General features: G+C 44.4%; 19 protein-coding genes and 1 pseudogene. 10 read left to right on the top strand and 10 right to left on the bottom strand.

The features are described 5' to 3' along the window. The first annotated feature begins 37 nt into the window (after positions 1 to 37). Both JEU20_RS02375 and JEU20_RS02370 read left to right on the top strand, forming a co-directional pair. The gene (locus JEU20_RS02375; protein ID WP_198243513.1) at positions 38 to 478 is read left to right on the top strand and encodes an Hsp20/alpha crystallin family protein; all 441 of its coding nucleotides are present in this window, start codon (positions 38 to 40) and stop codon (positions 476 to 478) included. Between the two features lie 135 nt (positions 479 to 613). Further along, the gene (locus JEU20_RS02370) at positions 614 to 1,090 is read left to right on the top strand and encodes a cytochrome P460 family protein (RefSeq protein ID WP_198243512.1); all 477 of its coding nucleotides are present in this window, start codon (positions 614 to 616) and stop codon (positions 1,088 to 1,090) included. A gap of 11 nt (positions 1,091 to 1,101) precedes the next feature. Here the strand turns inward: JEU20_RS02370 and JEU20_RS02365 are convergent, their stop codons facing one another. After that, complete coding sequence (locus tag JEU20_RS02365) at positions 1,102 to 1,737, bottom strand: helix-turn-helix transcriptional regulator (protein ID WP_198243511.1); 636 nt, start codon at positions 1,735 to 1,737, stop codon at positions 1,102 to 1,104. Between the two features lie 121 nt (positions 1,738 to 1,858). Here JEU20_RS02365 and JEU20_RS02360 point away from each other — a divergent pair, with 121 nt between their 5' ends. Next, entirely contained in the window at positions 1,859 to 2,242 is a 384-nt protein-coding gene (locus tag JEU20_RS02360) for a group I truncated hemoglobin (RefSeq protein ID WP_198243510.1), read from the top strand. Between the two features lie 36 nt (positions 2,243 to 2,278). On the opposite strand, the gene gloB is transcribed toward JEU20_RS02360, so the two are convergent. The 9 genes and pseudogenes from gloB to JEU20_RS02315 all read right to left on the bottom strand — a co-directional run bounded on the left by gloB (position 2,279) and on the right by JEU20_RS02315 (position 14,720). Then, a complete protein-coding gene (gloB, locus tag JEU20_RS02355) occupies positions 2,279 to 3,043 on the bottom strand; it encodes a hydroxyacylglutathione hydrolase (RefSeq protein ID WP_198243509.1) in 765 nt (254 codons plus the stop codon). A 6-nt stretch (positions 3,044 to 3,049) separates the two neighbouring features. Then, positions 3,050 to 4,911: pseudogene (gene dxs, locus JEU20_RS02350) on the bottom strand (1-deoxy-D-xylulose-5-phosphate synthase). 1 nt (position 4,912) lies between these two features. After that, complete coding sequence (locus JEU20_RS02345) at positions 4,913 to 6,544, bottom strand: copper resistance D family protein (protein WP_198243508.1); 1,632 nt, start codon at positions 6,542 to 6,544, stop codon at positions 4,913 to 4,915. 6 nt (positions 6,545 to 6,550) lie between these two features. After that, positions 6,551 to 6,850 (bottom strand): copper resistance CopC family protein, encoded by a 300-nt coding sequence (locus JEU20_RS02340; protein WP_245395063.1) that lies wholly within the window; start codon positions 6,848 to 6,850, stop codon positions 6,551 to 6,553. Positions 6,851 to 6,932: 82 nt separating this feature from the next. Continuing rightward, positions 6,933 to 8,318, bottom strand: coding sequence for an aspartate aminotransferase family protein (locus JEU20_RS02335; RefSeq protein WP_198243506.1), 1,386 nt, complete (start codon positions 8,316 to 8,318; stop codon positions 6,933 to 6,935). A 14-nt stretch (positions 8,319 to 8,332) separates the two neighbouring features. Then, positions 8,333 to 10,933: an MMPL family transporter gene (locus tag JEU20_RS02330; protein ID WP_198243505.1), complete on the bottom strand. Its 2,601-nt coding sequence runs from the start codon at positions 10,931 to 10,933 to the stop codon at positions 8,333 to 8,335. Between the two features lie 8 nt (positions 10,934 to 10,941). Further along, positions 10,942 to 11,667 (bottom strand): phosphorylase family protein, encoded by a 726-nt coding sequence (locus JEU20_RS02325; RefSeq protein WP_198243504.1) that lies wholly within the window; start codon positions 11,665 to 11,667, stop codon positions 10,942 to 10,944. Beyond that, positions 11,664 to 13,619, bottom strand: a complete 1,956-nt coding sequence (gene shc, locus JEU20_RS02320; RefSeq protein ID WP_198243503.1) for a squalene--hopene cyclase — start codon at positions 13,617 to 13,619, stop codon at positions 11,664 to 11,666. Before shc ends, JEU20_RS02325 begins: the two co-directional genes overlap by 4 nt. 9 nt (positions 13,620 to 13,628) lie before the next feature. After that, positions 13,629 to 14,720 carry a phytoene/squalene synthase family protein gene (locus JEU20_RS02315; protein WP_198243502.1) on the bottom strand — a complete coding sequence of 364 codons (1,092 nt, stop codon included), beginning with the start codon at positions 14,718 to 14,720 and terminating at the stop codon, positions 13,629 to 13,631. Between the two features lie 446 nt (positions 14,721 to 15,166). Here JEU20_RS02315 and hpnH point away from each other — a divergent pair, with 446 nt between their 5' ends. The 7 genes from hpnH to JEU20_RS02280 all read left to right on the top strand — a co-directional run bounded on the left by hpnH (position 15,167) and on the right by JEU20_RS02280 (position 22,848). Further along, positions 15,167 to 16,267, top strand: a complete 1,101-nt coding sequence (hpnH, locus tag JEU20_RS02310) for an adenosyl-hopene transferase HpnH (RefSeq protein ID WP_198243501.1) — start codon at positions 15,167 to 15,169, stop codon at positions 16,265 to 16,267. Between the two features lie 17 nt (positions 16,268 to 16,284). Further along, positions 16,285 to 17,409: a glycosyltransferase gene (locus tag JEU20_RS02305; RefSeq protein WP_245395062.1), complete on the top strand. Its 1,125-nt coding sequence runs from the start codon at positions 16,285 to 16,287 to the stop codon at positions 17,407 to 17,409. A 3-nt stretch (positions 17,410 to 17,412) separates the two neighbouring features. Beyond that, positions 17,413 to 18,069 carry an ABC transporter substrate-binding protein gene (locus tag JEU20_RS02300; protein WP_245395061.1) on the top strand — a complete coding sequence of 219 codons (657 nt, stop codon included), beginning with the start codon at positions 17,413 to 17,415 and terminating at the stop codon, positions 18,067 to 18,069. 12 nt (positions 18,070 to 18,081) lie between these two features. After that, the gene (locus JEU20_RS02295; RefSeq protein ID WP_245395060.1) at positions 18,082 to 19,101 is read left to right on the top strand and encodes an MlaA family lipoprotein; all 1,020 of its coding nucleotides are present in this window, start codon (positions 18,082 to 18,084) and stop codon (positions 19,099 to 19,101) included. Positions 19,102 to 19,286: 185 nt separating this feature from the next. Then, positions 19,287 to 20,996: a type II secretion system ATPase GspE gene (gene gspE / locus JEU20_RS02290; RefSeq protein WP_198243498.1), complete on the top strand. Its 1,710-nt coding sequence runs from the start codon at positions 19,287 to 19,289 to the stop codon at positions 20,994 to 20,996. Continuing rightward, positions 20,996 to 22,156, top strand: a complete 1,161-nt coding sequence (locus JEU20_RS02285) for a type II secretion system F family protein (protein WP_198243497.1) — start codon at positions 20,996 to 20,998, stop codon at positions 22,154 to 22,156. The genes gspE and JEU20_RS02285 overlap by 1 nt, the downstream gene beginning before the upstream one ends. Continuing rightward, positions 22,150 to 22,848: an IS5 family transposase gene (locus JEU20_RS02280; protein ID WP_198243496.1), complete on the top strand. Its 699-nt coding sequence runs from the start codon at positions 22,150 to 22,152 to the stop codon at positions 22,846 to 22,848. Before JEU20_RS02285 ends, JEU20_RS02280 begins: the two co-directional genes overlap by 7 nt. The last annotated feature ends 39 nt before the right edge of the window (positions 22,849 to 22,887 follow it).

Below are 22,887 nucleotides of genomic sequence, written 5' to 3'. Positions count from 1 at the left end.
AGTTAATGATTTTTGGCAAAAAATGTGGAGGTGTATTATGGCTGAATTAACACGATATGAACCCTGGAGTTTATTATCACAATTTCAACGCGAACTGGAAAAAGCCTATCAAGGCAGTGATGTCGGCGGCAATATTGCCACTGCGCAATGGTCGCCAACGGTCGATATCAAGGAAGAACCGGATCGTTTTGTGATTTATGCGGATATTCCAGGGGTTAAACCCGAAGAAATTGATGTCAATATGGAAGATGGCGTATTGACGATTAAAGGTGAAAAGCAATCTGAAAGTAAAACCGAAGAAAACGGTTATAAACGGGTAGAACGTACTTATGGTAGTTTCTATAGACGATTTGCGCTGCCTGATACCGCTGACCCCAATGGTATTACCGCGAAATCCAAGCATGGTGTATTAGAGCTAGTGATTCCTAAACGGGAAACAGCACAGCCGAAAAAAATCAACGTGGTTGCAGAAGATTAATCGTCTGCACATAGAAAAGGGGCCTTCGGGTCCCTTTTATTTTGGAGATTACGTTTTCAGAAGCATTTCGAATAAAAAAGGAAAGTGGTTTTTTGATTTGCTTGCTATCATAATGTTTTTTTACGGAGAAAATGTATGTCAAAACATATCAAATCTTTATTATTAGCGGTCAGTCTTGTTTCTGTTGTGCCCACTCTTCAGGCTGAATCGAACAAAGCAGAAGGGGAATATAAAAACTGGCGTTTAATTTCTATCGCGCATCGCGAAGATAATAAAACTATGCGTGCCATTTTAGGTAATCATATTGCAATTAAATCAGCACAGTCAGGGAAACATAAAACCTGGCAGGATGGTACGATTCTGGCGAAAGTGTTGTGGAAAGAAAGCCGCCACGATAAATGGTCACAAGCTTTTGTTCCAGGTGAGTTTATGCGTGCCGAAGCGATGATTAAAGACAGTAAAAAATTTGCTAAATCAGGTGGCTGGGGATTTGGGCACTGGGTAAACGGCAAACTGGAAATGCATGATGCTGAGACATCGGCAAAATGTTTTGGCTGTCATGTCATAGCGAAAGATACCGATTATGTATTCCATCATGCTGTTTTATATTAATCTCTGAAAACTCAGTCGTCTGTGTCATTTTTTATATTAAAGCGGCACAGACGTCCACCTCTTGCCGCGCACTCGCCTAACGTGGCTTCTGTACCTAATAGGCCATTCAGCAAAGCCTTGTCAAATTCACACACTTCGGGATGTTTTTGTGCAATATCATGATAGATGCAATTGCATGCCTCAATCGTGTATTTATTTTCCTCTTTATTCAAATTGACATGAAAGCCTAAATCATCCATGAGTGCGGTGACTTTATGTAAACGCACACCTAAAGGCTGATTAACATATTCAGGTAAAAATTTTTCGGCTAGTTTGGCTCCCAGCTTTGTCATATAGCGTTGAAAGCCTTCATCGCCTAATTCATGTTTCAATTCATCTAAAATCAGCTCTGAGAACCAGGCATATTGTTTTGGAAAATGATTGATTCCTTTTTCAGAAATCACGTAAACTCTGACTGGCCTGCCGGCCGTTTTGTTAAAAGAAACAGGTGTGATCATGTGGTTGCTTTCCAGTACGGAAAAATGCTGCTGAATGGCTGAACGTGAAATATCCAGAGCCTGGCTGACTTCGTCAATCGTTAAGCCATCTCGATTGGTAAGCAGGATTTTCAGGATTTGATTTTGGCGAGCTGAAACAGGATTAAGCATAATATTTCTTTTAACAGGTATTAGTTGTATAAGTTAGGTCGATATGTTATTTTTACACATAATTTAACGGCATGCGAATAACATGCTGTTAAAGATATTAAAAAACCTAGAGGAGAAAAAAATGAGCGATTCAAAAGAAGAAGCAACATTGTATGAAAGAATTGGTGGTGAAGCTGCTGTTAATGCAGCAGTTGAGTTATTTTATAAAAAGGTCCTGGAAGATTATCGAATCAATCGTTGGTTTGAAGGCATGGATATGGATAAACAAATCGCCAAACAAAAGGCATTTTTCACCATGGTTTTTGGTGGTCCGAATGAGTATACCGGTGAAGATATGCGTACCGCGCATGCCCGTTTGGTGAAATTAGGATTGAACGATGATGATTTCGATGCTGTCATGGAAAATCTTGGTGCCACTTTAAAAGAATTGAATGTCCCTGATGATTTAATTGCAGAAGCGGCGGCATTGGCAGAAAGCACTCGGGATGATGTTTTAAACCGGTAATGTTCTGGAGCCGGGGAGTATTCTCCGGCTCATGTTTTAAAATTGGTCTTTCATTTGCCGTAAGCGGGTGAAGACTTCAATATTCTCGCTTTCGGGCATATTCAGTGTTTGACGAATAGTGATAGATTCAGGACGCAGAAAAGGATTACAGGCTTTTTCCTGCGCTAATGTGGTTGGAATTGTCGGTTGATTTTTCGCTCGAAGCCTGAGGATGGTTTCGTTATAGTGTTTTAATGCAGCATTATCGGGATCGACCGATAAGGCGAAACGCGCATTGTTTTTTGTATATTCATGAGCACAATAGATTTTAGTATCATCTGGCAGGGCTCGTATTTTTTGCAATGAATGCCACATCTGTTCGGGTGTACCTTCAAATAGTCGTCCGCACCCTAGCGAAAACAAGGTATCACCGCAAAATAAAGCATGTTGCTGACGACAGAAATAAACAATATGTCCCAGTGTATGTCCAGGTGTGGCGATTATATCAATAGTTTCATCACCGAGCCGTAGGGTATCGCCATCTATGACTGGTTTGTCAATGCCTGGAATACGATCCTGGTCATAAGCGGATGCAATCACACAGCAACCGGTTTTTTCCTTGAGCACTAGATTGCCACCCACATGATCCCAATGATGATGGGTATTGAATATATGTGTTAATGTCCAGTTTTTTTCGGCTAGGGCGCGTAAAACAGGAGCTGCTTCAGTCGGGTCTACTACGGCTGTTTCGCCTGACGATGAATCGTGCAGAAGATAGATATAATTATCGTTTAAAACTGGAATTTGGATGATATCTAACATATATTGTTAGCCCCCAAACGCCTCAATCTGCCGCCGAATATCCTCCACATCCAGCCCGGTCAGTGCCAACAACTCCTCGCGGCTACCCTGTTCGATAAACTGATCCGGCAAGCCGATATTCAATATCGGCATCAGGATTTGCTGTTGCTGTAAAAACTCATTGACCGCACTGCCGGCGCCGCCAGCGATGACGTTTTCCTCCACCGTAACCAGCATGTCATGGCTTTTGGCCAGCGACAGAATCAAATCCTCATCCAATGGCTTGATAAAACGCATATTGACCACCGTGGCACCGAGTTGTTTACCGACCACCAATGCCGGCGCCACCATAGACCCCCAAGCCAGAATCGCCATGCGGCCGCCCTGATGACGTACCTCGGCTTTGCCTAAGGGCAGGGCGCTCAAATCCTCGGTTACTGGCACACCCGGGCCTTTACCACGCGGATAACGCACCGCCGCAGGCCCCTTGTATTCAAAACCTGTTGTCAGCATCTGCCGGCATTCATTCTCATCGGCCGGTGCCATCAACACCATATTCGGAATACAGCGCAAAAAGCTGATATCAAACACCCCGGCATGGGTTGGCCCATCGGGTCCGACCAAACCGGCACGATCCAAGGCGAACAACACATCCAAATTTTGAATCGCCACATCATGAATCAACTGATCATAAGCCCGTTGCAAAAAAGTCGAATAAATCGCCACCACCGGCTTCATTCCCAGACACGCCTGGCCTGCCGCCAGCGTCACCGCATGTTGCTCAGCAATCGCCACATCAAAATAACGGGCCGGATACCGTTTTGAAAATTCCACCAGTCCCGAACCCTCCCGCATGGCCGGCGTAATGCCCAACAACCGCTCATCGGTCGCCGCCATATCACACAACCATTTTCCGAATACCTGGGTATAAGTCGGATGCACACTCGCCGCCGCCTTCGGCAGCGAGTCCTGCTTCGGATCAAAAGCCGGCACCCCGTGATAGGCTAGTGGATCCTTCTCAGCCGGCTCATAACCTTTCCCTTTTGCGTCACCACATGCAAAAACACAGGCCCCGACAAATCCTTGATATTCTCCAAAGTCGACACTAAGGTCTCCACATCATGACCATCGATCGGCCCGATATAATTAAACCCCAGCTCCTCAAACAGCGTTCCCGGTGCAATCATGCCCTTGACATGCTCCTCCGTGCGCCGAGCCAACTCCCACACATTCGGCATCACACTCAACACTTTCTTGCTTTCTTCCCGCACCGACGAATACAAGCGCGACGAAATCACCTTGGTCAAATACTTATTCAACGCCCCGACATTCGGCGAAATCGACATATCATTATCATTCAACACCACCAGCATATTCGCGCCGATATCACCGGCATGATTCATCGCCTCAAATGCCATGCCACCCGTGATACTGCCATCGCCGATAATCGCCACACAATGCCGTTTCTCCCCTTTAAGCTGAGACGCAATCGCCATTCCCAATGCAGCACTGATTGAGGTACTCGAATGGCCCACACCAAAGGCATCATACTCACTCTCCGCCCGGTTCGGAAACGCACAAATGCCGTTCAACGTTCGAATCGTCGGCATCTTATCCTTGCGCCCGGTCAGAATCTTGTGCGGATACGCCTGATGGCCGACATCCCATACCAGCGGGTCATAAGGGGTATTAAATACATAATGCAAGGCCACCGTCAGCTCGACCGTGCCGAGTCCTGCCGAAAAATGGCCGCCCGACTGGCTGACGGTATGGGTCAGATAGCGGCGCAGCTCTTCGGCAACCTGCGGCAGTTGATCGGCGGGCAGGGCACGCAGGTCGGCGGGGAAGTTGATAGTGTTTAATAACGGGGTATTTTGAAAATTTGTCATATTAATACAATGGTTCCTGGTAGAACATCAGTATGATGCCGATTTGAAACAAGGCAAAAACAGACACGAATCCGGCCCATTCTTTAACCGGAGAATCCAGTTTGAGTTCCAGCCAACGACCGCAGGCTAAAATTAATGCAAACAACCCCATTAAGGTATGGCCGACTTGAATCAGAAAAGCAGTTTTGGGCTGAAAGCCAACATGCGAGTGTGCCAGCAACATTAATCCGCCAAAGGCAGATAGTACGGGGAATACATAGGGTAGTTTACTGTTTGGGTCTGTTGTCATGCGGGCTTTGACTTCCATGACACCAAGCATAAAGACTAATAGGGTGGCGATACGATGTTGCAAGACTTCGCCATTATTAAATGTACTTTCCCAAAACCCAATTGGACCGAGTGGCCAGGTTTCAGCATCACTGCGGAAAAATAGAAAAATGCCTAATAAAATGAAACCGACCGGCCAGTATTTTGCCCAAGCGTATTTTGTGTTATAGGACAGCATGGCGAAAAGACTCATGACCGTCAAAAAAATACCTGAAATATTATGGTTGTAATCTGACCAGGCTGTTGCGGCTTCTGATGGAATTTGGCCTACGATGGCGACGCGGCCTGCTTCACCTGCCAATAAGGCTTCATGGCTAGGTGATTGTAAGCGTGGTATACGCGGTGCAAAAGTGTGTAAGACTTCCTGCCAGCTTGCCGTGAGTGTTGGAATATCGACCGCAGGCGGTTGTGATGCCAGGCTTGCGGCCGTAAACAGTAGGGTAATCAAAACTAACAATTCTGTTTCAATATAATACGGTACCCGGCATTCCAGATTGTGATTTCTACCATTTAGAAAAAAGGCATGTACATTACGATGATTCACGTAAGCAAAGCCTAGCGCAATGATTAGCATGAATATTTTCACTAATAATAAATTGCCATATCCGGTTCCGATAAACCCATTCCAGCTATCGATGTAATTGAGTGCGATGGGAATGCCGGTGGCTAAAATAGCTAAAACCGAGATCATGCCCATCGGTGAAAATCGCCACAGCAGAGCTGGCCACAGTTCCGCATTAATTTTATTTTTTTGTTTTAAGTGCCATACGGCCAGAATTTGAAAAATACTACCTACCCAGGCTGCTGCGGCAACCTGATGTAATGATGCTAGTGTCATCAGCAGCAGGCGATTGTCAAGACGGCTGGCGCCATGCACTAACCAGGCACTGGCAATGATAACGGGTAAAGAGAGCAGGACGGCGTTGGTCCAATAATAATGAGAGTGGGTGTTGTAGGATAATGTTTTATGGGCATAATAACCTAGAACGACAGCAAATAAAGCACGAACGATACCGGCCTGAAACTGAACGGTTTCAGCAAATGCTGGAAATGGCCAGCGTTCTAGGGTTGCTGTCATGAGCCAAATTTTTAAGATAATTTTAAAAACCTGGGTGATGGCGACGGCATAAGCGCCAATTCGGATCAGTTTGACCGATGTGGTTAATAAGGCATCGTTATATAACGGGTGATGCTCCCACGGCTTTAAGACAAAAAATCCCCATAGCAAGCCGCCGATTGTCATGCAGTAAAAGGATAAATCGACGCCGCCAATTAAGGCATCCATAAAATCAGCTATACCTTCCATAAACGATTACTTGGTGACAGTTTCGGGTAAAACATGAAAGCGAACAATGTCTTCGCTTAAATGGCCATCAGCGGCGAAAATACTCAATTTCAATGCGTACTCACCCGGTTGCAAGGCCGGCAAATCGATAACGACTTGACCTGGATTTTGCCCCAATGAAGCATTGACAAGCTGCATTTTATCCCCGCGACTGACTAGAAAAATTTGAGACAAATCCAGTTCAACACGTGAATTGAAAGTCAATCTAACCTGGGTCGGCTGATTGGCTTTGATCTCGGTCACATCAAGCGAGGAATGCGTCACCACAGCGTGAGACAAAATTTGGCTTGAAAAAACAACTAAAAAAAATGTGATAAGTAAATGAATTTTTTTCATAATCCACTAGGTGTCACTTTTTGTTTTTTAAAGCATGGCCTGCCAGATTTTTACCTAAATCCCAAATAGAGCCTGGAATCTGGTGCGTGTCGGCAATGGTTTTATCGAATGCATCAATAATCCAGTTTTTATCCTTTTCGGTCAGGTTTAAAGGCGGCAATAATTTAACAACATTCATACCGTGTCCTGCGACCTGGGTCAGGATGTGATGGTCTTTAAACAGAGGAATGGTGACCATCTGGCAAAACAGGCCTTTGTTAGCGGCCTCAAGCATGGCCCAGGCGGCTTTCAGTTTCAGGCTTTTGGGGGCATGAAATTCAATAGCGATCATCATGCCTTTGCCGCGTGCTTCTTTCAGAAACTCGTATTTATCGGCCATAGCATTGATAGAAGTGATAATTTCTTCGCCGATTTTAGCGCTGTTTTCAACCAGCTTTTCTTGTTCAATAACGTCTAGCGTGGCTAAACCGGCGGCCATCGCCATATTGTTTTTAGAGAAGGTGGAGCCATGAACGACGGCACGATCCATACGGTTAAACACGGTATCCATGATTTTCTGGGTCATGGCTACGGCGCCTACTGGAATAAAACCGCCAGACAGTGCTTTCGCCATACAAATCATATCCGGTTCAACGCCCCAATGTTCGATTGCCCAGAATTTACCGGTACGGCCGAGGCCTGTCTGCACCTCATCGGCGACAAACAAGGTGCCATATTTTTTACACAATTTTTGCACTTCGGGCAGGTAATTGTTATCCGGCACATTCACGCCTTTGCCTTGTACCGGTTCAACGATAAAGGCGGCAACATCTTTCTGGCTCAAGGCTTTTTCAAGAGCGGCTAAGTCGTTAAAGGGGACAGATTCACAGCCTGGTAGCAGAGGGCCGAATCCTTCTCGGAAAATCTGTTCACCATTTAATGATAATGAGCCTAAGGTCAAGCCGTGAAAACTGTGTTCACAGAAGACAATTTTTTCACGTTTAGTGGTGTAACGGGCAAATTTAATCGCCGCTTCCACCGATTCGGTACCCGAATTACAAAAGAACATTTTGCTCAGGTTGTCAGGTGTTGTGGCCAGAATACGCTCCGCCAACAGACCGCTGAGTAATGATACATCCATTTGTACCAGATTCGGCAATTCCAGTTCCAGTGTTTCTTTTAATGCGCTGACTACCGTCGGGTGATTACGACCGATCGCGAAAGCGCCGAAACCGCTCAGCAAATCCAAATATTCTTGGCCATCTTCATCGTATAGATATTGGCCGAGGGCACGTTTGTAGTTACGGTCATAGCCGATGGTTCTTAAGACGCGAACCATTTGATTGTTTAAATGCTGTTCATGTAAATCAAATTTTTGATCAAAATGTTGCTCAAACAGCTTTGCGATACTCAATGACATGAAAAAACCTCAATTTATAAACGTGGTTTACCGTAAAAAGCCGGTAACACAATCAGCGTACAGAGTAGGGTAAAGGTGATTCCGATAGCTAACAATATGCCCATGCTGGCTGTGCCTTGATGGGGGGTGAATGCCAGGCTAGAGAAGCTGCATAGTGTCGTCAGCGAGCTGAAAAATACACCACGGGCGGAGCTACTTTCCAGAATATTGGCGTGGCCCGATTTTAAGCGTTGCAGAATGTGAATGCCGCTATCGACGCCCATTCCCAATAGCAAGGGCAGTGCAATGATATTGGCAAAATTGAAGCTGTTATGCAGCAGCACATTGGCGGCACCGGTCAGTAATCCCGCTAACAATAAAGGACCCATAATAAGCAAGGTATGCTTCAGATTTCTGAAAATCAGCAAAAGGAGTATAAATATTGCGACTAATGCAGCGCTGAAGGCTTCAATAAACGCATTGACAACAGCATCGCCTGAGGCTTGGTCAGCAACCGGCAGGCCGCTAGCCGTAGGGGCGACGGCAGTGACATCTGCCACAAATTGCTTGAGATGGCGTGGATCATTCAAATCATATTCTGGCAAAATCATGACGCGGTATAAACCCTTTTTGCTGAGCCAGTGTTGACTTAAGTAATCAGGTAAATCCTGAATAGTATAAGGGTAAGCCTGCAGACTGGTTTTAAGTCGCTGCATGGTATAGGGCAGTAAATCCAGAATATTACGTTCCAATTCGTAAGCATTTTGTTCAGCATTATCACTGGCAATCAATGTCCGCAGGTTTTGTTGTAAACTCAGGAGCAAATCTCGGTAGGGGTTGTCGGGTTGATCCTGTAACAGTCTGTCGATATTGCTTATGAGTTTTTTAATGGCCGACAAAGGCTGGGTATTTTGTAAGGGCTGATTGAAACGGTCCAGTTGAGAACCCAGAATCATGGCTAGGTCATCAATTATCGCGAGTTTTTCGTCCTGATTTTTGGCAACCAGATCGCTCAGGATGATTGTTTCATGCACGGAGGGCAATTGTTTTAATTTTTCAGCCAAGGCTTCAGCTTTATCTAGGTCGGGTTCTAATGCAGACAAAGCGAACGGTGAATCGTCTTTAGATTTCAATAAATCTTTAATGGTAGACACCGATTCACTTTCCGGGTCTCTTAAGTTAATCGGGTTTGAATCAAACACAAGCTGAGTCAGAATCGCAGCCGATGCCAGTGCGAAAACAATGGAATAGACTTTGATGCGCGGTGCCTGACGGTAAGGTAATTCAACCAGGAAGGTCGGTGCCCAATGTCGCTTGAAGGGTTTGATGTTGTTGACCGGCACGATTTTAAGCAAGGCGGGTAACAAGGTCAGCGAAATCACCAGGCCGATAAACATACCGACACCGGAGATGATACCTAATTCCGATACGCCAACGAAGTCCGTCGGGATAAAAGCAAAAAAACCAATAGATGTCGTAAAGGCGCATAAAAATATGGAGACACCTATGGTTTTAATGGTTTTAATAATAGCGGCATCATTCGGTGTGCCCTGAGCTTTTAATTCACGATAATGAAGACAGATGTGAATGGCGTAATCGACACCGAGCCCAATATATAAAACGGCAAAGGCAATGGAGATCAGGTTGAGGTGGCCGATGGCAAAAGTGGCAAAACCAGCCGTTAAAATAAGCCCAGCGATTAGGGTTATAAAGGTTGCAAGAAGCAGCTTGAAAGAGCGTAATCCGACCAGGAGAGACGTGCAGACCAAAATTAGCGACACAATGCCCGCAATTTCAGCGCCACGGGTTACACTTTCAAGCTCTTCATGCTCTAGAGCCGTTTCCCCTGTAATACGTATTTTTACTGAAGGGTTTTCCTGAAGAATATGTTTCACCAGTGACCGGGCGGCTAGAAAAGCGGCTTCGGCGGGCATGATTTCATTGAAATTCATTTTTGGCCGAGCAATGACCAAGGTACGATTGCTATCGGTATTCAAACGGGTGGCAGCCAATAATGTTTGCCAGGACATCCGTTGTGGTGTGTCGTTTAATTGCGCGTTTACCGTTTGATTGATGGCTTTGAGTAACGGAGCCATATCCATCGGCAATTCGTCGCTGTTTTGTTTCTCAAGTGCCTTGGTAATAATGGTGAAAAGACCATCAAGGCTGTAATGTTCGGACAAATAGCCAATAAAGGGCTGCGCATCTGTCAGCTTCGTCGCAAGGTCTTCGAGTTCATCAATATCCAGATACAACAGGGCTTGCTGTCTGAAAAAGGGATTGTCGGTCGGGATATAAACCGACAGGAAATGATCATCGTGTTGCAACTTTTCACGCAAATGATTGGCTGCGATGGATGTTTCTTCTGGCGTTTTGGCCTCCACAACAAAAATAATGGCGGCCTTGTCTTGTGGAAAAGCATCGTCCAAGCGATTTCGATTGATTTGGAAGGGTAAATCCTGTGCCAGCATATCGGCGGTATTGGTATTTACGCCTAAGTTGTTGACGGTATAGTACAGGCTATATCCGGTCAGTAAGGTAAAGAAGACAATCAAGGTTACCGGAAAGCATAATACCCATCGGCTCCAGTGGACAAGAAAAGATTCCAGTAATGTGGCGGAAGAAGATTCAGACATGCAGCGATTTAAGTATTAAGTGTTTTAGATTCAAAACCCACTATTTTATCAAGATGTTTAGCGATAGCGGTTAATGTTTTTTTTGCGGACGAAAAACATAGCCCGAGATGAATCAAGCTTGGAATTTCACTCGGTTTTTTTAGGATAAAAAGTAGTAATTTTGAAATATCAACACGGCCTTCGGCATTCATGGCACGAGCAATAGCCTGTGGAAGATTCATGTTGGCAGTATCTGCAATGCTGCGAATAAGTAAAAAGGGACAGTGATGCTGTTTTGCAATGCGTGCGATCGCAGCACTTTCCATATCGACGGCAACCGCCTGAGTTTCGATATGCAATCGTTGTTTTGCTTCTGCTGTGTCGACAATATGCTGACTTGTCGTCAGAGGTTCTTGAAACAAAGACAAATGTTTCAAAATTTCACGGGTATAAGATAGCCAGTTCGGGTCACACTTAAGTATTTCTTGATCTTCGGCGATCAGATTTTCCGCTAGGATCAAGTCACCTGGGGTTAAATAATCAACCAATGCCGCAGCGCAGCCCCAGCTGATCAGGCGACTGGCACCTTCATATTTTATCAGTTGATAAGCGGCATGCGCGGCATTTTCAGGACCTGCTCCTGCCAGCATCAGCAAGGTGTTGTTATTCAGTCGAATGATTTCACCTTGCTGAAGCGAAGCGGATGTCAGTGTGCTGATTTCTTCCGGCAGGGCAACGATGATTCCAGTCGTCACGATGCTTGAATCGCGTTGCGATATCGGGCTAAGGCCCACAACGGGAAGATTTTGTCATAGCCATGGTATTTCAGATAGAACACCTTAGGAAAACCCGGTGCGGTAAAGCAAGGGTCATCCCAGCGGCCATCGTTTAATTGGGTTTTCAACAAAAACTCAACACCGGCTTTGACTTCAGGGCTGTGTGTTTCACCTGCGGCAATTAAAGCCAGTAGAGCCCAGGCCGTTTGAAATGCGGTGCTGAAGTGATAGCGGCCTCGATATTTTTTATCGTCATGGTAGCTTAAGTTATCTTCACCCCAGCCGCCATCTTCACGCTGTACACTTTTTAGCCAAGCCGCCGCTTTGCGGTACATCGGGTCTGATTTGGGCAGGTCGGTTTGTTCCAGTGCCAGAAGGCTTGACCAAGTGCCGTAAATATAATTGGTGCCCCAGCGACCAAACCAGGAGCCATCTTCTTCTTGTTCGGCACGGAGATAGTCGATAGTGCGTTGCAGCGCTGGGCGATATTCATCATGACCTTGAGCGACTTTTGCCATCAGCATGGCACAGCGTGCGCTGACATCGGCTGTCGGTGGATCAAGTAATGCCCCGTGATCGGCAAAAGGGATTTCGTTGAGATAATAATAAGTATTATCCACATCAAAGGCCCCATAACCGCCATTTTCCGATTGCATACCGACGATCCAGCGAGTCGCCCGGTGGATGGATTCCTCTAGTTCAGGGTAGCCAGAGTCAGCCATGGCAAAAGCGACCACGGCAGTGTCATCGACATCCGGGTAGTACGGGTTTTCAAACTGAAATGCCCAGCCACCACCTGGCAAATCAGGGCGCTGGATTTGCCAGTCACCGGGCTGGTCAATCAATTGTTTGGATTTTAACCAGTCATAAGCTTGACTCAGGGCGGCTTGGTTGTTGGCCTTATTGGATTCTTGCAAAGCCAGTGCAGTCAATGCCGTATCCCAAACCGGTGACAAACAAGGTTGGCAATAGGCATCGTTTTCGTTAATCACCAACAGTTTATCAATTGCCTTGCGGGCAATGACAACATTAGGATGGTCGTGTGGCATACCGAGGAGCAACATGGCTTCATACGCATTCACCATTGCAGGGAAGATACCGCCTAGACCATCTTCGCCATTCAGGCGTTCAGTAAACCAGTTCAGTGCTTTGTCGATGGCTTTTTGACGCATTTTTTTGGGGATAAACGGCTCGGTCAGTCGGCCTAATTGATCCAGTGCTAAAAATGCTTTGTTGAGCCAGCTGCGTTCTGGGAAATAGTGTTTTTCCTCATCCGGATGGACGACAAATAATTCCAGAATATCGACATTGTGTGGGTTTTTTGCCGTAGCTTTCAGAGTACATAAGATAAATAACGGCACCATAACCGTACGTGACCAATAGGATACCTTATCGATATGAAAAGGAAACCACTTAGGGAGTAGCATGATTTCAACCGGAATATAAGGCACTCCGCGCCAGGGCAGCTGCTTGAAAGTCGCCAGTGCGATACGGGTGAAGACATTGGCGCGGGCGGCACCGCCTTGGCTTAATATATAATTACGCAATCGAACCATATGCGGCGCATTGATGTCATCGCCGGCCATTTTCAAGGCATAGTAGACTTTTACGCTGCAACTGATATCGCCTGGTCCGCCAGTAAACAGAGGATAACTGCCATCCTCAGCCTGACGACTGCGCAAATAAACGGCAATTTTAGACTGTAAGGTTTCATCAATATCATCCAGATAATGCATCATCATGATGTATTCGGCTGGAATCGTACAATCAGCTTCCAGCTCAAACAGCCAATAGCCGTCTTTATCCTGTAAATTCAGCAGGTATTTTTCGGCTTTGCTGATGGCCTGTTCCAGTGCAGCGTTATTGATGGCCGGCATACTGGATGCCGGGCTAGATGTTGATACGGGGATTGATTCGGCTTCTGTAAACATAGTTATTCCTTATTGTTTAGCCTGGCTGGCAGGTTGATAATGCCAGTCCGGCGTTTTCAGAGGTCGACTGAAAAAATTGAATAAAAGTGTCAGCATTAAATTACTGCGGACGGTTAAATTAGTTGCGAAAATAGTAGCCTTAACACTTTTCCGAGTAATTTTGACCTGACTTGAATCATTGAAATCCAGGTTTTCATGGATTTTGCGTAATGTCAAAACCGCCATACCAAGCGCCCAGAGACAAAAATTACGGATGCCTGTTTCGTGAGAGGGAATTAGTTTGGTATAGGTCAGCGCGTTGTCCAAATGTTGTTGGGCAATGCTGATCAGGTGTTCTAGGCCTTTGCGGAAATTTTTATCATCTGTTTCAGGGGTCAGTGTTGCCAGGTCAAAACCGGTTTCGGTAAAGATATCTTGCGGTAACCAGCAGACGCCACGTTTAGCGTCATCCCAGATATCTTTTAAAATATTGGTCATCTGTAGGCCTTGTCCAAAGGACACAGACAACTCTAAAAGTTGTTCCCGGTGCTGATTGATTTCAGGAGAATAATGACAGAATAATCGGGCCAGCATTTCGCCGACACAGCCGGCAACGTAATAACAATAGTCATCCAGGTCGGCCAGGGTTTTCAGGCCGGCGTGCAAATCCAGTGCCTGAAACTTTGGCATGCCTTGTGCCATGGTAGTGACACAATCGGCTAAAGCGTCAATCTGTTCCCTATCAAAGGAATGGGTGATTTCAATTACCCGTGGTGTCACCGCAATCAAGCTGTGTTCTGCTGGAAGGGTCTGGTTTGAAAGTAATGGTGCTAATTCCTGGCTGAACTTTTCGGCATGCTGGCCTGTCCGTGTGACGTCGATAAATAAGTCACAAAAGTACTTTTTTTGGTTGACTGACAAGGACACTTCATCCTCAATGGTGTCGACAATTCGACATAATAAATAGGCATTGGCAACTGGAGAATACAGGCCTTCGGGCAGTTGCGGTATGGTCAGGGCAAACGTTCTCGAAACGCCTTCAAGCAGTATGGACTGAAAGTCCTGCTCAGGCAGAGAAAGAAGGTTTTTCTGGTCGTTAATTGAAACGTTTGCTTCAGTCATAAAAAATGCGCGCAGTTATCAAATCAGTGAGTGTCAATGATAGTCGGTTTGTTGGGGTTTTGCAAAGTAATGTTGTTTTATAGCAAAATATTTTTGTGTGTTTTCCTTAAAAAATTCTCGGGAATCATGATTTGGCTTAAATAATCCTTAAAAACAATTGCTTAAGTTGTTTTGGGGAATGTGTTGATGTTGTTGTATTTTTGTTAATTTCATGACTTTTTTCAAAATGAAATGGCTGAAAAATCGTTTTTATGGGCTTTTTTACTGGAGTCTGATGCGGAAAAGTAGTATTCTTTGTACATTGTTTTGAATTGTATTAGATTGATAAGGTTTTTTCTATTCTAATACAAAGAGTTAGAGCATCAAGGTTGTTAAATGTGTTGTTGTTTTGTAGCAACGATGGGTCTTGAATGTTCAATAATGTACATATTTTGGGAGATAGGCAAGTGGGCGTTCCTTTACGACAACAAATTGCAGTAGGTAAGTATTTATTAACGCAGAAGTTGAAGGGCAATAAAAAATACCCTTTGGTTTTGATGCTCGAGCCTTTGTTTCGATGTAATTTGGCTTGCGCCGGTTGCGGTAAGATTGAATACCCGGATGATATTCTCAATAAGCGCCTGTCAGTAAAAGAATGTCTTGATGCCGTGGATGAGTGTGATGCACCAATGGTTTCCATCCCCGGCGGTGAGCCGTTGATTCATAAAGAAATGCCGGAAATCGTCAAGGGCATTATCGAGCGTAAGAAATTTGTTTATCTTTGTACCAATGCGCTGCTGCTGAAGAAAAGAATTAACGATTACACACCATCGCCTTATCTGACATTCTCTATTCATTTAGATGGCAACAAAGAGCGTCATGACACTTCCGTGTGTCAAGAGGGGGTGTTTGATATTGCTGTTGATGCAATTAAATTAGCGTTAAGCAAAGGTTTTCGAGTTACGGTCAACTGCACCTTGTTTCAGGGTGAAACACCTGAAGAAGTGGCAGAATTTTTAGACTATGCCATGGAGTTAGGCGTAGAAGGCATCACTATAGCGCCGGGTTTTAGTTATGAACATGCGCCACAACAAGACGTCTTTATTTCTGGGCGGGAAACCAAAGAGCTGTTTCGTGGCATATTTGGTTTGGGTAAAAAACGCAAACGTAACTGGCGCTTGAATCATTCCTCATTATATCTGGATTATCTGGCAGGCAATCAGGCTTATGATTGTACGCCGTGGGGCAACCCGACCCGTAATGTATTTGGATGGCAAAAACCGTGTTACCTCTTGAGCGATGAGGGCTATACCGATAGTTTTCAAGCCTTGCTTGAAGAAACGCCGTGGGAAAAATACGGTACCGCGAAGAACCCAAAGTGTGCGAATTGTATGGCGCATTGCGGCTATGAAGCTACAGCTGTGGAAGATACATTACAGCACCCATTAAAAGCATTGTGGGCGACAATCCGCGGTCCTAAAACGACGGGGGATATGGTGCCGGAAAAAGTTCCGACTGAAACTGCAGGTAACAACCTGAAAGATATTCCGATAAAAATAGAATCCTAAATGGTATGTTAGGCACTATGGGTGGGTATTTATCCGTTTTAGCCGGGGTTGTTTGGTTAATTACTTTGCTTTTGCCATGGCAACCCTGGCGTAATCGGGAAGTATTGGAAGCGGAAACTGATTTTTCGGATTTTGATTTACATGATGTTACGGTGCTGATTCCAGCGCGTAATGAGGCGGAAGTGATTGCTGGAACATTACAGTCATTGAAGCAACAGGGGCGTGGTTTGCAGGTTGTTTTGGTCGATGATGATTCAAATGATGAGACGGTTAATATTGCTCGTACTACCGGGCTTGAAAACCTGACCATTATTGAATCGAAAAGCTTGCCACCGGGCTGGACAGGAAAATTATGGGCGCAAGAACAAGGCTTGAAAGTCGTCAAGACGCCATTGTTGCTATTACTAGATGCCGATATTGCATTAAAGCCCGGTATGTTAAAGGCGCTTAAACAAAAACAACAAAAAAATAGTTTACAGTTTGTTTCTTTGATGGCGGTGTTACGGTTTCAATCATTTTGGGAAAAATTATTGATGCCGGCGTTTATTTATTTTTTCAAAATGATTTATCCGTTTGCGCTGGCTAACAATCCAAAATCAAAAATGGCGGCCGCAGCTGGTGGTTGTATTTTTCTTGAAACAGCCGTACTAAAAGATATAGGCGGAATGGCAGTGATTAAAGATGCGGTAATCGATGACTGCACTCTAGCAAAAACAATTAAGTCTAAAGGCTATAAAATCTGGGTTGGATTGACGCATGGCGTTATTAGTCAAAGACCATATGTTGGTTTGAGTGAGATTTGGCAAATGGTTGCCCGAACGGCATATACTCAACTTCATTATTCACGGATATTGTTGCTGTTGTGTACCATGATAATGTTATTGATGTATTGGTGGCCTTTGATGGCTGTTTTTTGGGTAGAAACGCCTATAGAACTTTTCATAAACGGTTTATCCTTATCGATTATGATAAGTCTTTATTTGCCGACATTATTTTTTTATCGACTAAGTCCACTTTGGGCTTTAACGATGCCTATTGTGGCCGCATTATATTTGATGATGACATGGACTTCGGCTATTCGTTATTGGCGCGGAGAAAGATCTCGCTGGAAAGGGCGTCGTTATTTGACAGGGCAGAATTGACAGATGAGTTTAAGAAATATGCTTAATATACAAAACAGTTTTCGATTATTCGTAGTATTGCTTAGCTTTGCTTTCGGGTATAACGTCCAAGCGACGGAAAATATCTCGACAGAAACAGAGACTAGACCGGAGTCGGCGCGCCAAGTTGTCGAGCAATTCCAGAAGACATTACTTGACGTTATGCAGCATGGTTCTGAATTAGGTTTTGAAGGGCGCTATAAAAAATTGGCACCGGCGGTTAAGAAAAGTCATGCATTGACCAAGATTGCCCGTATTGTGGTTGGGCGGGAATGGAAAAAATTAACCGAAGAACAGCAAAAAGAACTGGTTGATACATTTACTCGCTTGAGTATTTCGGCATATGCCTATAACTTTAAAGAGTATTCGGGTGAGAAATTTGAGTTTGTTTCAGAAGAAGAAACCGCGCGAGGTGGGAAAATTATCCATAACCTATTAGTGATTCCTGATGATAATGATGTTAAATTTGATTATATGTTGAAAAAAATCAATGGTGATTGGAAAATCATCAATATTATTGCTGATGGTGTGAGCGATTTAGCGGTCAGGCGATCAGAATATACCAGTTTACTGAAAAATCAGGGATTTGATGTTTTAATTGCAAAAATGAATGAAAAAATAGAAAATTACGCGAAACAATAAATAGGTTTTTTTATGATGTATTATTCAAATCTACATATTCAATTTAAAAAAGGTTGTGTTTTAACATTTCTTTTTAGCAGCATTCTATTGGCTGGTTGTGCATCAACCGATGTTGCAAAAACGGAAGCTAGTGCAGCTGAAGTCGCTGCCGAACAGCAAAACCCGGCAGATCCTTATGAGCATATCAACCGTAAAATTTATGGCTTTAATGACAAGCTGGATAAATATGTTGCTAAACCGGTCTCTGATGCTTATTTATGGGTGACACCGCAATTTGTTCAGACTGGGATTGCCAATTTTTTTAATAATTTGAACGATATCAGTGTGATTTTGAACAATACCTTGCAAGGCAAGTTTGAGAAAGGAGCAGAAGACACCGGTCGTTTTTTGCTGAACTCTACCGTGGGGCTGGCCGGTCTTTTTGATGTCGCTAAGGAAGTGGGCTTGGAAAAACATCAGGAAGACTTTGCTCAAACGCTGGCTGTCTGGGGAGTTCCTGAAGGACCTTATCTGGTTCTGCCTGTATTAGGTCCTGCAACGACACGCAGCGTACCAGGAGTCGTTGTGGATACTGCCACTAATCCGGTAAGCTATGTGGGTTATCCTGTTCAGGTATTATCTTTGTTGAACAGTCGGGCAAATGCTGAAGGATCATTGAAATTTATTGATGAGGCGGCGCTTGATCCTTATGTTTTTACACGGGAAGCTTATTTACAGCATCGAAAATATTTGATTAAAGATGGTGAAATCGAAGTCAGCCATGATGTGGCGGATTTAGAAGATGCTTTTTATGAGGATGAAGAAGAAAGTTTTGGTGTGGTAGAAACAACAGATAGGATGGACGCTGATAATGCAAAACCTGCTGAACAAGAAAATTTAGCCAAAACAGAGGGTTATACGCTAAAATTAAGTGCCGATAAAAATGGCTTTAGTCAAGCATCGGAATCGTTTGAAGATGCGTTGAAATCGTTTCAGGAAGCGAGTCAATCCTATCAGGAAGCCTCTAAAAAATTAGATCAGATAAAACATTAAAAAACTGAACTGAATCTGTATTAGTAAACAGATTCTATAACAAAAAATCGTGTACTTTTATGCTTAACATCATAAGAGGCACGATTTTTTTATGCCTGAAAGAATTGTGTGAATAAATTCAGTACATTTGAGTAGAATGTGCTATGTTCTGTGATTTAGCTTAATGTAAAGGAACTCTGTTTTCAATGAATGCCGTAATTCAGGCGCAGGCTCGGTGCTATGATGATTTTCTGAATTATCTCATCAGCCATGAAAAGTTAAGCCCACACGAACTTAAGCGACTAGAGCATTTACAGCAAAGTACTGATGAGGCCATTCCTCAATTGATAGTCAAGTTGGGATTATGTTCGGAAGGCGATGTGGCCGATGCCTTATGTTCAGTAACCGGATTGGAAAAGCTAACTAGTGCACAATATCCATTAGATAATCCTTTACCAGACTGTATTCCAAAGCGTTTTTTGCTGCAATATCATGTGGTTTTGTTATCAGATGACGCACAAGGCGTCACCATTGCTACGATGAATCCACTGGATGATTTTGTTTTGGATGCCATTGCATTGGCTCTTGGAAAACCATTATTTTTAAAGATAGGGCTGCAGTCCGATATTGATAAGGCGATTGCTTTACAATTTGGTGAACAAAGATCAGAAATGGATCAACTGCTGGCAGAGGAGGAAAACGATGATGTCGACAGTGAAGACCTTGAGCATTTGAAAGACCTCGCCAGTGAAGCCCCCGTCGTTAGAATGGTGAACCTGGTTTTACAAAAAGCGATAGAACTGCGTGCATCCGACATTCATATTGAACCGTTCGAGCAGTCCTTAAAAGTCCGGCTTCGGATTGATGGTGTGTTACAAAATATCGAGGAGTTTCCAGTCTCTTCGGCCGCAGCTGTTTTGTCGCGCATCAAGATTATGGCAAAGCTTGATATCGCCGAACGCCGTTTGCCGCAAGATGGGCGAATCAAGCTGAAAATGCTGGGTAAGGAACTGGACTTACGGGTTTCAACCATTCCTACCCTGTATGGCGAAAGTGTGGTGTTACGTTTATTAGATAAGGAAAATATTGTGCTGGATTTTTCGGCACTCGGGTTTTCCGGTCAACATTCGGCGCAATTTTTTTCAGCTTTGGCTCAGCCGCATGGCATTATTCTGATTACCGGGCCAACCGGTAGTGGTAAATCAACTACGCTCTATACCGCCTTAAAACAGCTGAATACGGCCGAGCGAAAGATTATTACAGTTGAAGACCCTATTGAATATCAACTAGAAGGTGTCAATCAGATTCAGGTTAAACCTCAAATCGGGCTTAGCTTTGCCTCTGCTTTGCGGTCAATCGTCAGACAAGACCCGGATGTCATCATGATTGGCGAAATGCGTGATTTAGAAACGGCACGCATTGCCGTGCAATCGGCGCTGACCGGGCACTTGGTATTATCGACACTGCATACCAACGATGCGGCGGGCGGGGTAACACGGTTGTTGGATATGGGACTGGAAGAATATCTGATCAGCTCAACGGTCAATGGGATTTTAGCCCAGCGCCTAGTCCGAGTACTCTGTGAACATTGTAAACAGCCTTATCCTGCACCCGGAAAATTAATTGAAGAATTACAGCGAAAAGGGTTGATTGAACAACAAGAAGCTATGTTATATAAGGCAACGGGGTGTCAGCATTGTGGAAACATCGGCTACCGGGGACGGCAGGCGATTATTGAATTTTTACCAATGTCGGTGACAATCAAACAACAAGTCATGCAACATGAACAAGCCAGAATTATTCAGCAACAAGCCATCAATGAGGGTATGCGAACCTTGTATGAAGATGGTCTGATGAAAGTTGTGCAAGGTGTGACAACATTAGAAGAAGTTCTGCGGGTGACATCGGAAAAATAATGCCGTTGTATTCTTATAAGGCCGTCAATACGCAGGGCGAAATTGAACACGGCCAAAGTCATGCGAGCAACCAACAAGCCATGCTGGAGCAATTACAGCAAAAAGGCTGGATTCCGCTCGAAATTCACAAGCAGGGTGAACAAAAATTCTTAGGTATCCGGTTTTCTGACGCCGCGATTAAACTGTCTGACAAGGATATTCTGGTTTTTACCGACGAACTCGCGACACTGCTGTCATCGGGGTTACCATTGGATCGGTCGTTACGGATTTTAATGGACTTGACCCAGGACAATAAAATATTGAATCGGATCATTGGCCAGGTTTTGCACGATGTAAAAAGCGGGGCTTCCTTGGCTGATGCACTGGAACGACAGCCTGGTTTATTCGGTCGTTTTTATCTGAATATGATCCGGGCCGGAGAAACGGGTGGCGATCTGGCCGAAGTCCTAAAGCGGTTGGCGGTTTATTTGGAACAAAATCAGGCGTTAAAAAACAGTGTGGCAACAGCACTGATTTATCCTGCAATTTTGCTAATCATGTCGTTGTCATCTTTGTTTGTTATGCTTACCTTTGTTGTGCCGCAGTTCAGTGAAATGTTTGAATCGGCCGGAAAAGCATTGCCCTTGCCGACACAAATTGTTGTTGCATTAGCCGATTTTTTACAGCGATGGTGGGGTGCGCTACTGTTTTTTCTGGTGGCTATGGGTGTTTATTTCAGACAGCAATGGACTGACCCTGAGCAAAAAAAAATATGGGATGCCCGTTTTTTAAAGTGGCCATTATTAGGTGAAATCCTGGTGCAGAAAGAAATGGCTAATTTATCTCGCACGCTGGGAACATTGTTAGGCAATGGCGTCTCCATGCTAAAGGCGCTGTCGATTGTTCGGGAAACAGTTTCGAATAGTGCAGTTGCCGATACTCTAGATACGGCGTTATTACATCTGAAACAGGGCAAAAGTCTGTCGGCGGCATTGGCAGAAAGCGCGTTTTTTCCTCAACTTGCGGTGCAGATGATTCGCATGGGGGAAGAAAGCGGTCGGTTGGACGAAATGCTGCTGCGACTGGCAGATAATTACGACAAACATCTGCGGACAGCGATTGAACGGATGCTGGCGTTGTTGGAGCCGGCGTTGATTATAATTTTAGGTTTATTATGTTGAAAATGGGAATTTATGACAAACCTTGTCTTCGAAAAACAGTCGAAGGTATTTTTTATCGCTTGCGAGTAGGTTGTCCCTGGAGAGATTTACCCACGGCTTTTGGTAATTGGAATGCGGTATATAAACGATTCAATGACTGGTCTCGTAAAGAAAAACTGATGGGTATTTTTAACGCCTTGGTTGTTGATCCAGACCTGGAATGGGAATTTATTGATGGGAGTATTGTGAAAGCACATCAGCATAGTAGTGGTGCGGCCTGTGAACAAGAAACAGCGATAGGGAAATCTGTCGCCGGGAACACCAGTAAAATTCATATGGCCGTTGATGCCTGTGGTCTTCCTATTCATTTCTCAGTGACAGGCGGCGAAGTTCATGACTGTAAAGAAGCACCGAAATTAGTTGCAGAGCTCCCAAAAGGTGACTATATAGTTGCTGACAGAGGCTATGACAGTGAAGCATTACGTCTTCAAATTAAAGACAAAGGGGCTGTTCCTGTTATCCCAAGAAAAAAGAATTCAACTCGGGGAAATGATGAAATGGATTGGTGTCTCTACAAATATCGCCATCTCGTTGAAAATGTGTTTGCAAGACTTAAGCATTTCAGAGCGATCGCCACGCGATATGACAAACTCAAACGAAATTTTGAAGGCTCTATCGCTCTGGCTTGCGCCTTTTTATGGTTACCTATGTGAAATGGCAACAGCCCCTAATGATTGCCGGTATTATCGTGT

The organism is methane-oxidizing endosymbiont of Gigantopelta aegis, from assembly GCF_016097405.1.
In the GTDB taxonomy this organism is placed as follows: Bacteria; Pseudomonadota; Gammaproteobacteria; order Methylococcales; family Methylomonadaceae; genus Methylomarinum.
This window is presented reverse-complemented; position numbering and strand designations above follow the sequence as displayed.

Bases quoted from the DNA above. Each gene is read 5' to 3' on its own strand.
- JEU20_RS02375 (WP_198243513.1), top strand. From the start codon at position 38: ATGGCTGAATTAACACGATATGAACCCTGGAGTTTATTATCACAATTT.
- JEU20_RS02370 (WP_198243512.1), top strand. From the start codon at position 614: ATGTCAAAACATATCAAATCTTTATTATTAGCGGTCAGTCTTGTTTCT.
- JEU20_RS02365 (WP_198243511.1), bottom strand. From the start codon at position 1,737: ATGCTTAATCCTGTTTCAGCTCGCCAAAATCAAATCCTGAAAATCCTG.
- JEU20_RS02360 (WP_198243510.1), top strand. From the start codon at position 1,859: ATGAGCGATTCAAAAGAAGAAGCAACATTGTATGAAAGAATTGGTGGT.
- gloB (WP_198243509.1), bottom strand. From the start codon at position 3,043: ATGTTAGATATCATCCAAATTCCAGTTTTAAACGATAATTATATCTAT.
- JEU20_RS02345 (WP_198243508.1), bottom strand. From the start codon at position 6,544: ATGGAAGGTATAGCTGATTTTATGGATGCCTTAATTGGCGGCGTCGAT.
- JEU20_RS02335 (WP_198243506.1), bottom strand. From the start codon at position 8,318: ATGTCATTGAGTATCGCAAAGCTGTTTGAGCAACATTTTGATCAAAAA.
- JEU20_RS02330 (WP_198243505.1), bottom strand. From the start codon at position 10,933: ATGTCTGAATCTTCTTCCGCCACATTACTGGAATCTTTTCTTGTCCAC.
- shc (WP_198243503.1), bottom strand. From the start codon at position 13,619: ATGTTTACAGAAGCCGAATCAATCCCCGTATCAACATCTAGCCCGGCA.
- JEU20_RS02315 (WP_198243502.1), bottom strand. From the start codon at position 14,720: ATGACTGAAGCAAACGTTTCAATTAACGACCAGAAAAACCTTCTTTCT.
- JEU20_RS02305 (WP_245395062.1), top strand. From the start codon at position 16,285: ATGGGTGGGTATTTATCCGTTTTAGCCGGGGTTGTTTGGTTAATTACT.
- JEU20_RS02300 (WP_245395061.1), top strand. From the start codon at position 17,413: ATGAGTTTAAGAAATATGCTTAATATACAAAACAGTTTTCGATTATTC.
- JEU20_RS02295 (WP_245395060.1), top strand. From the start codon at position 18,082: ATGATGTATTATTCAAATCTACATATTCAATTTAAAAAAGGTTGTGTT.
- gspE (WP_198243498.1), top strand. From the start codon at position 19,287: ATGAATGCCGTAATTCAGGCGCAGGCTCGGTGCTATGATGATTTTCTG.
- JEU20_RS02285 (WP_198243497.1), top strand. From the start codon at position 20,996: ATGCCGTTGTATTCTTATAAGGCCGTCAATACGCAGGGCGAAATTGAA.
- JEU20_RS02280 (WP_198243496.1), top strand. From the start codon at position 22,150: ATGTTGAAAATGGGAATTTATGACAAACCTTGTCTTCGAAAAACAGTC.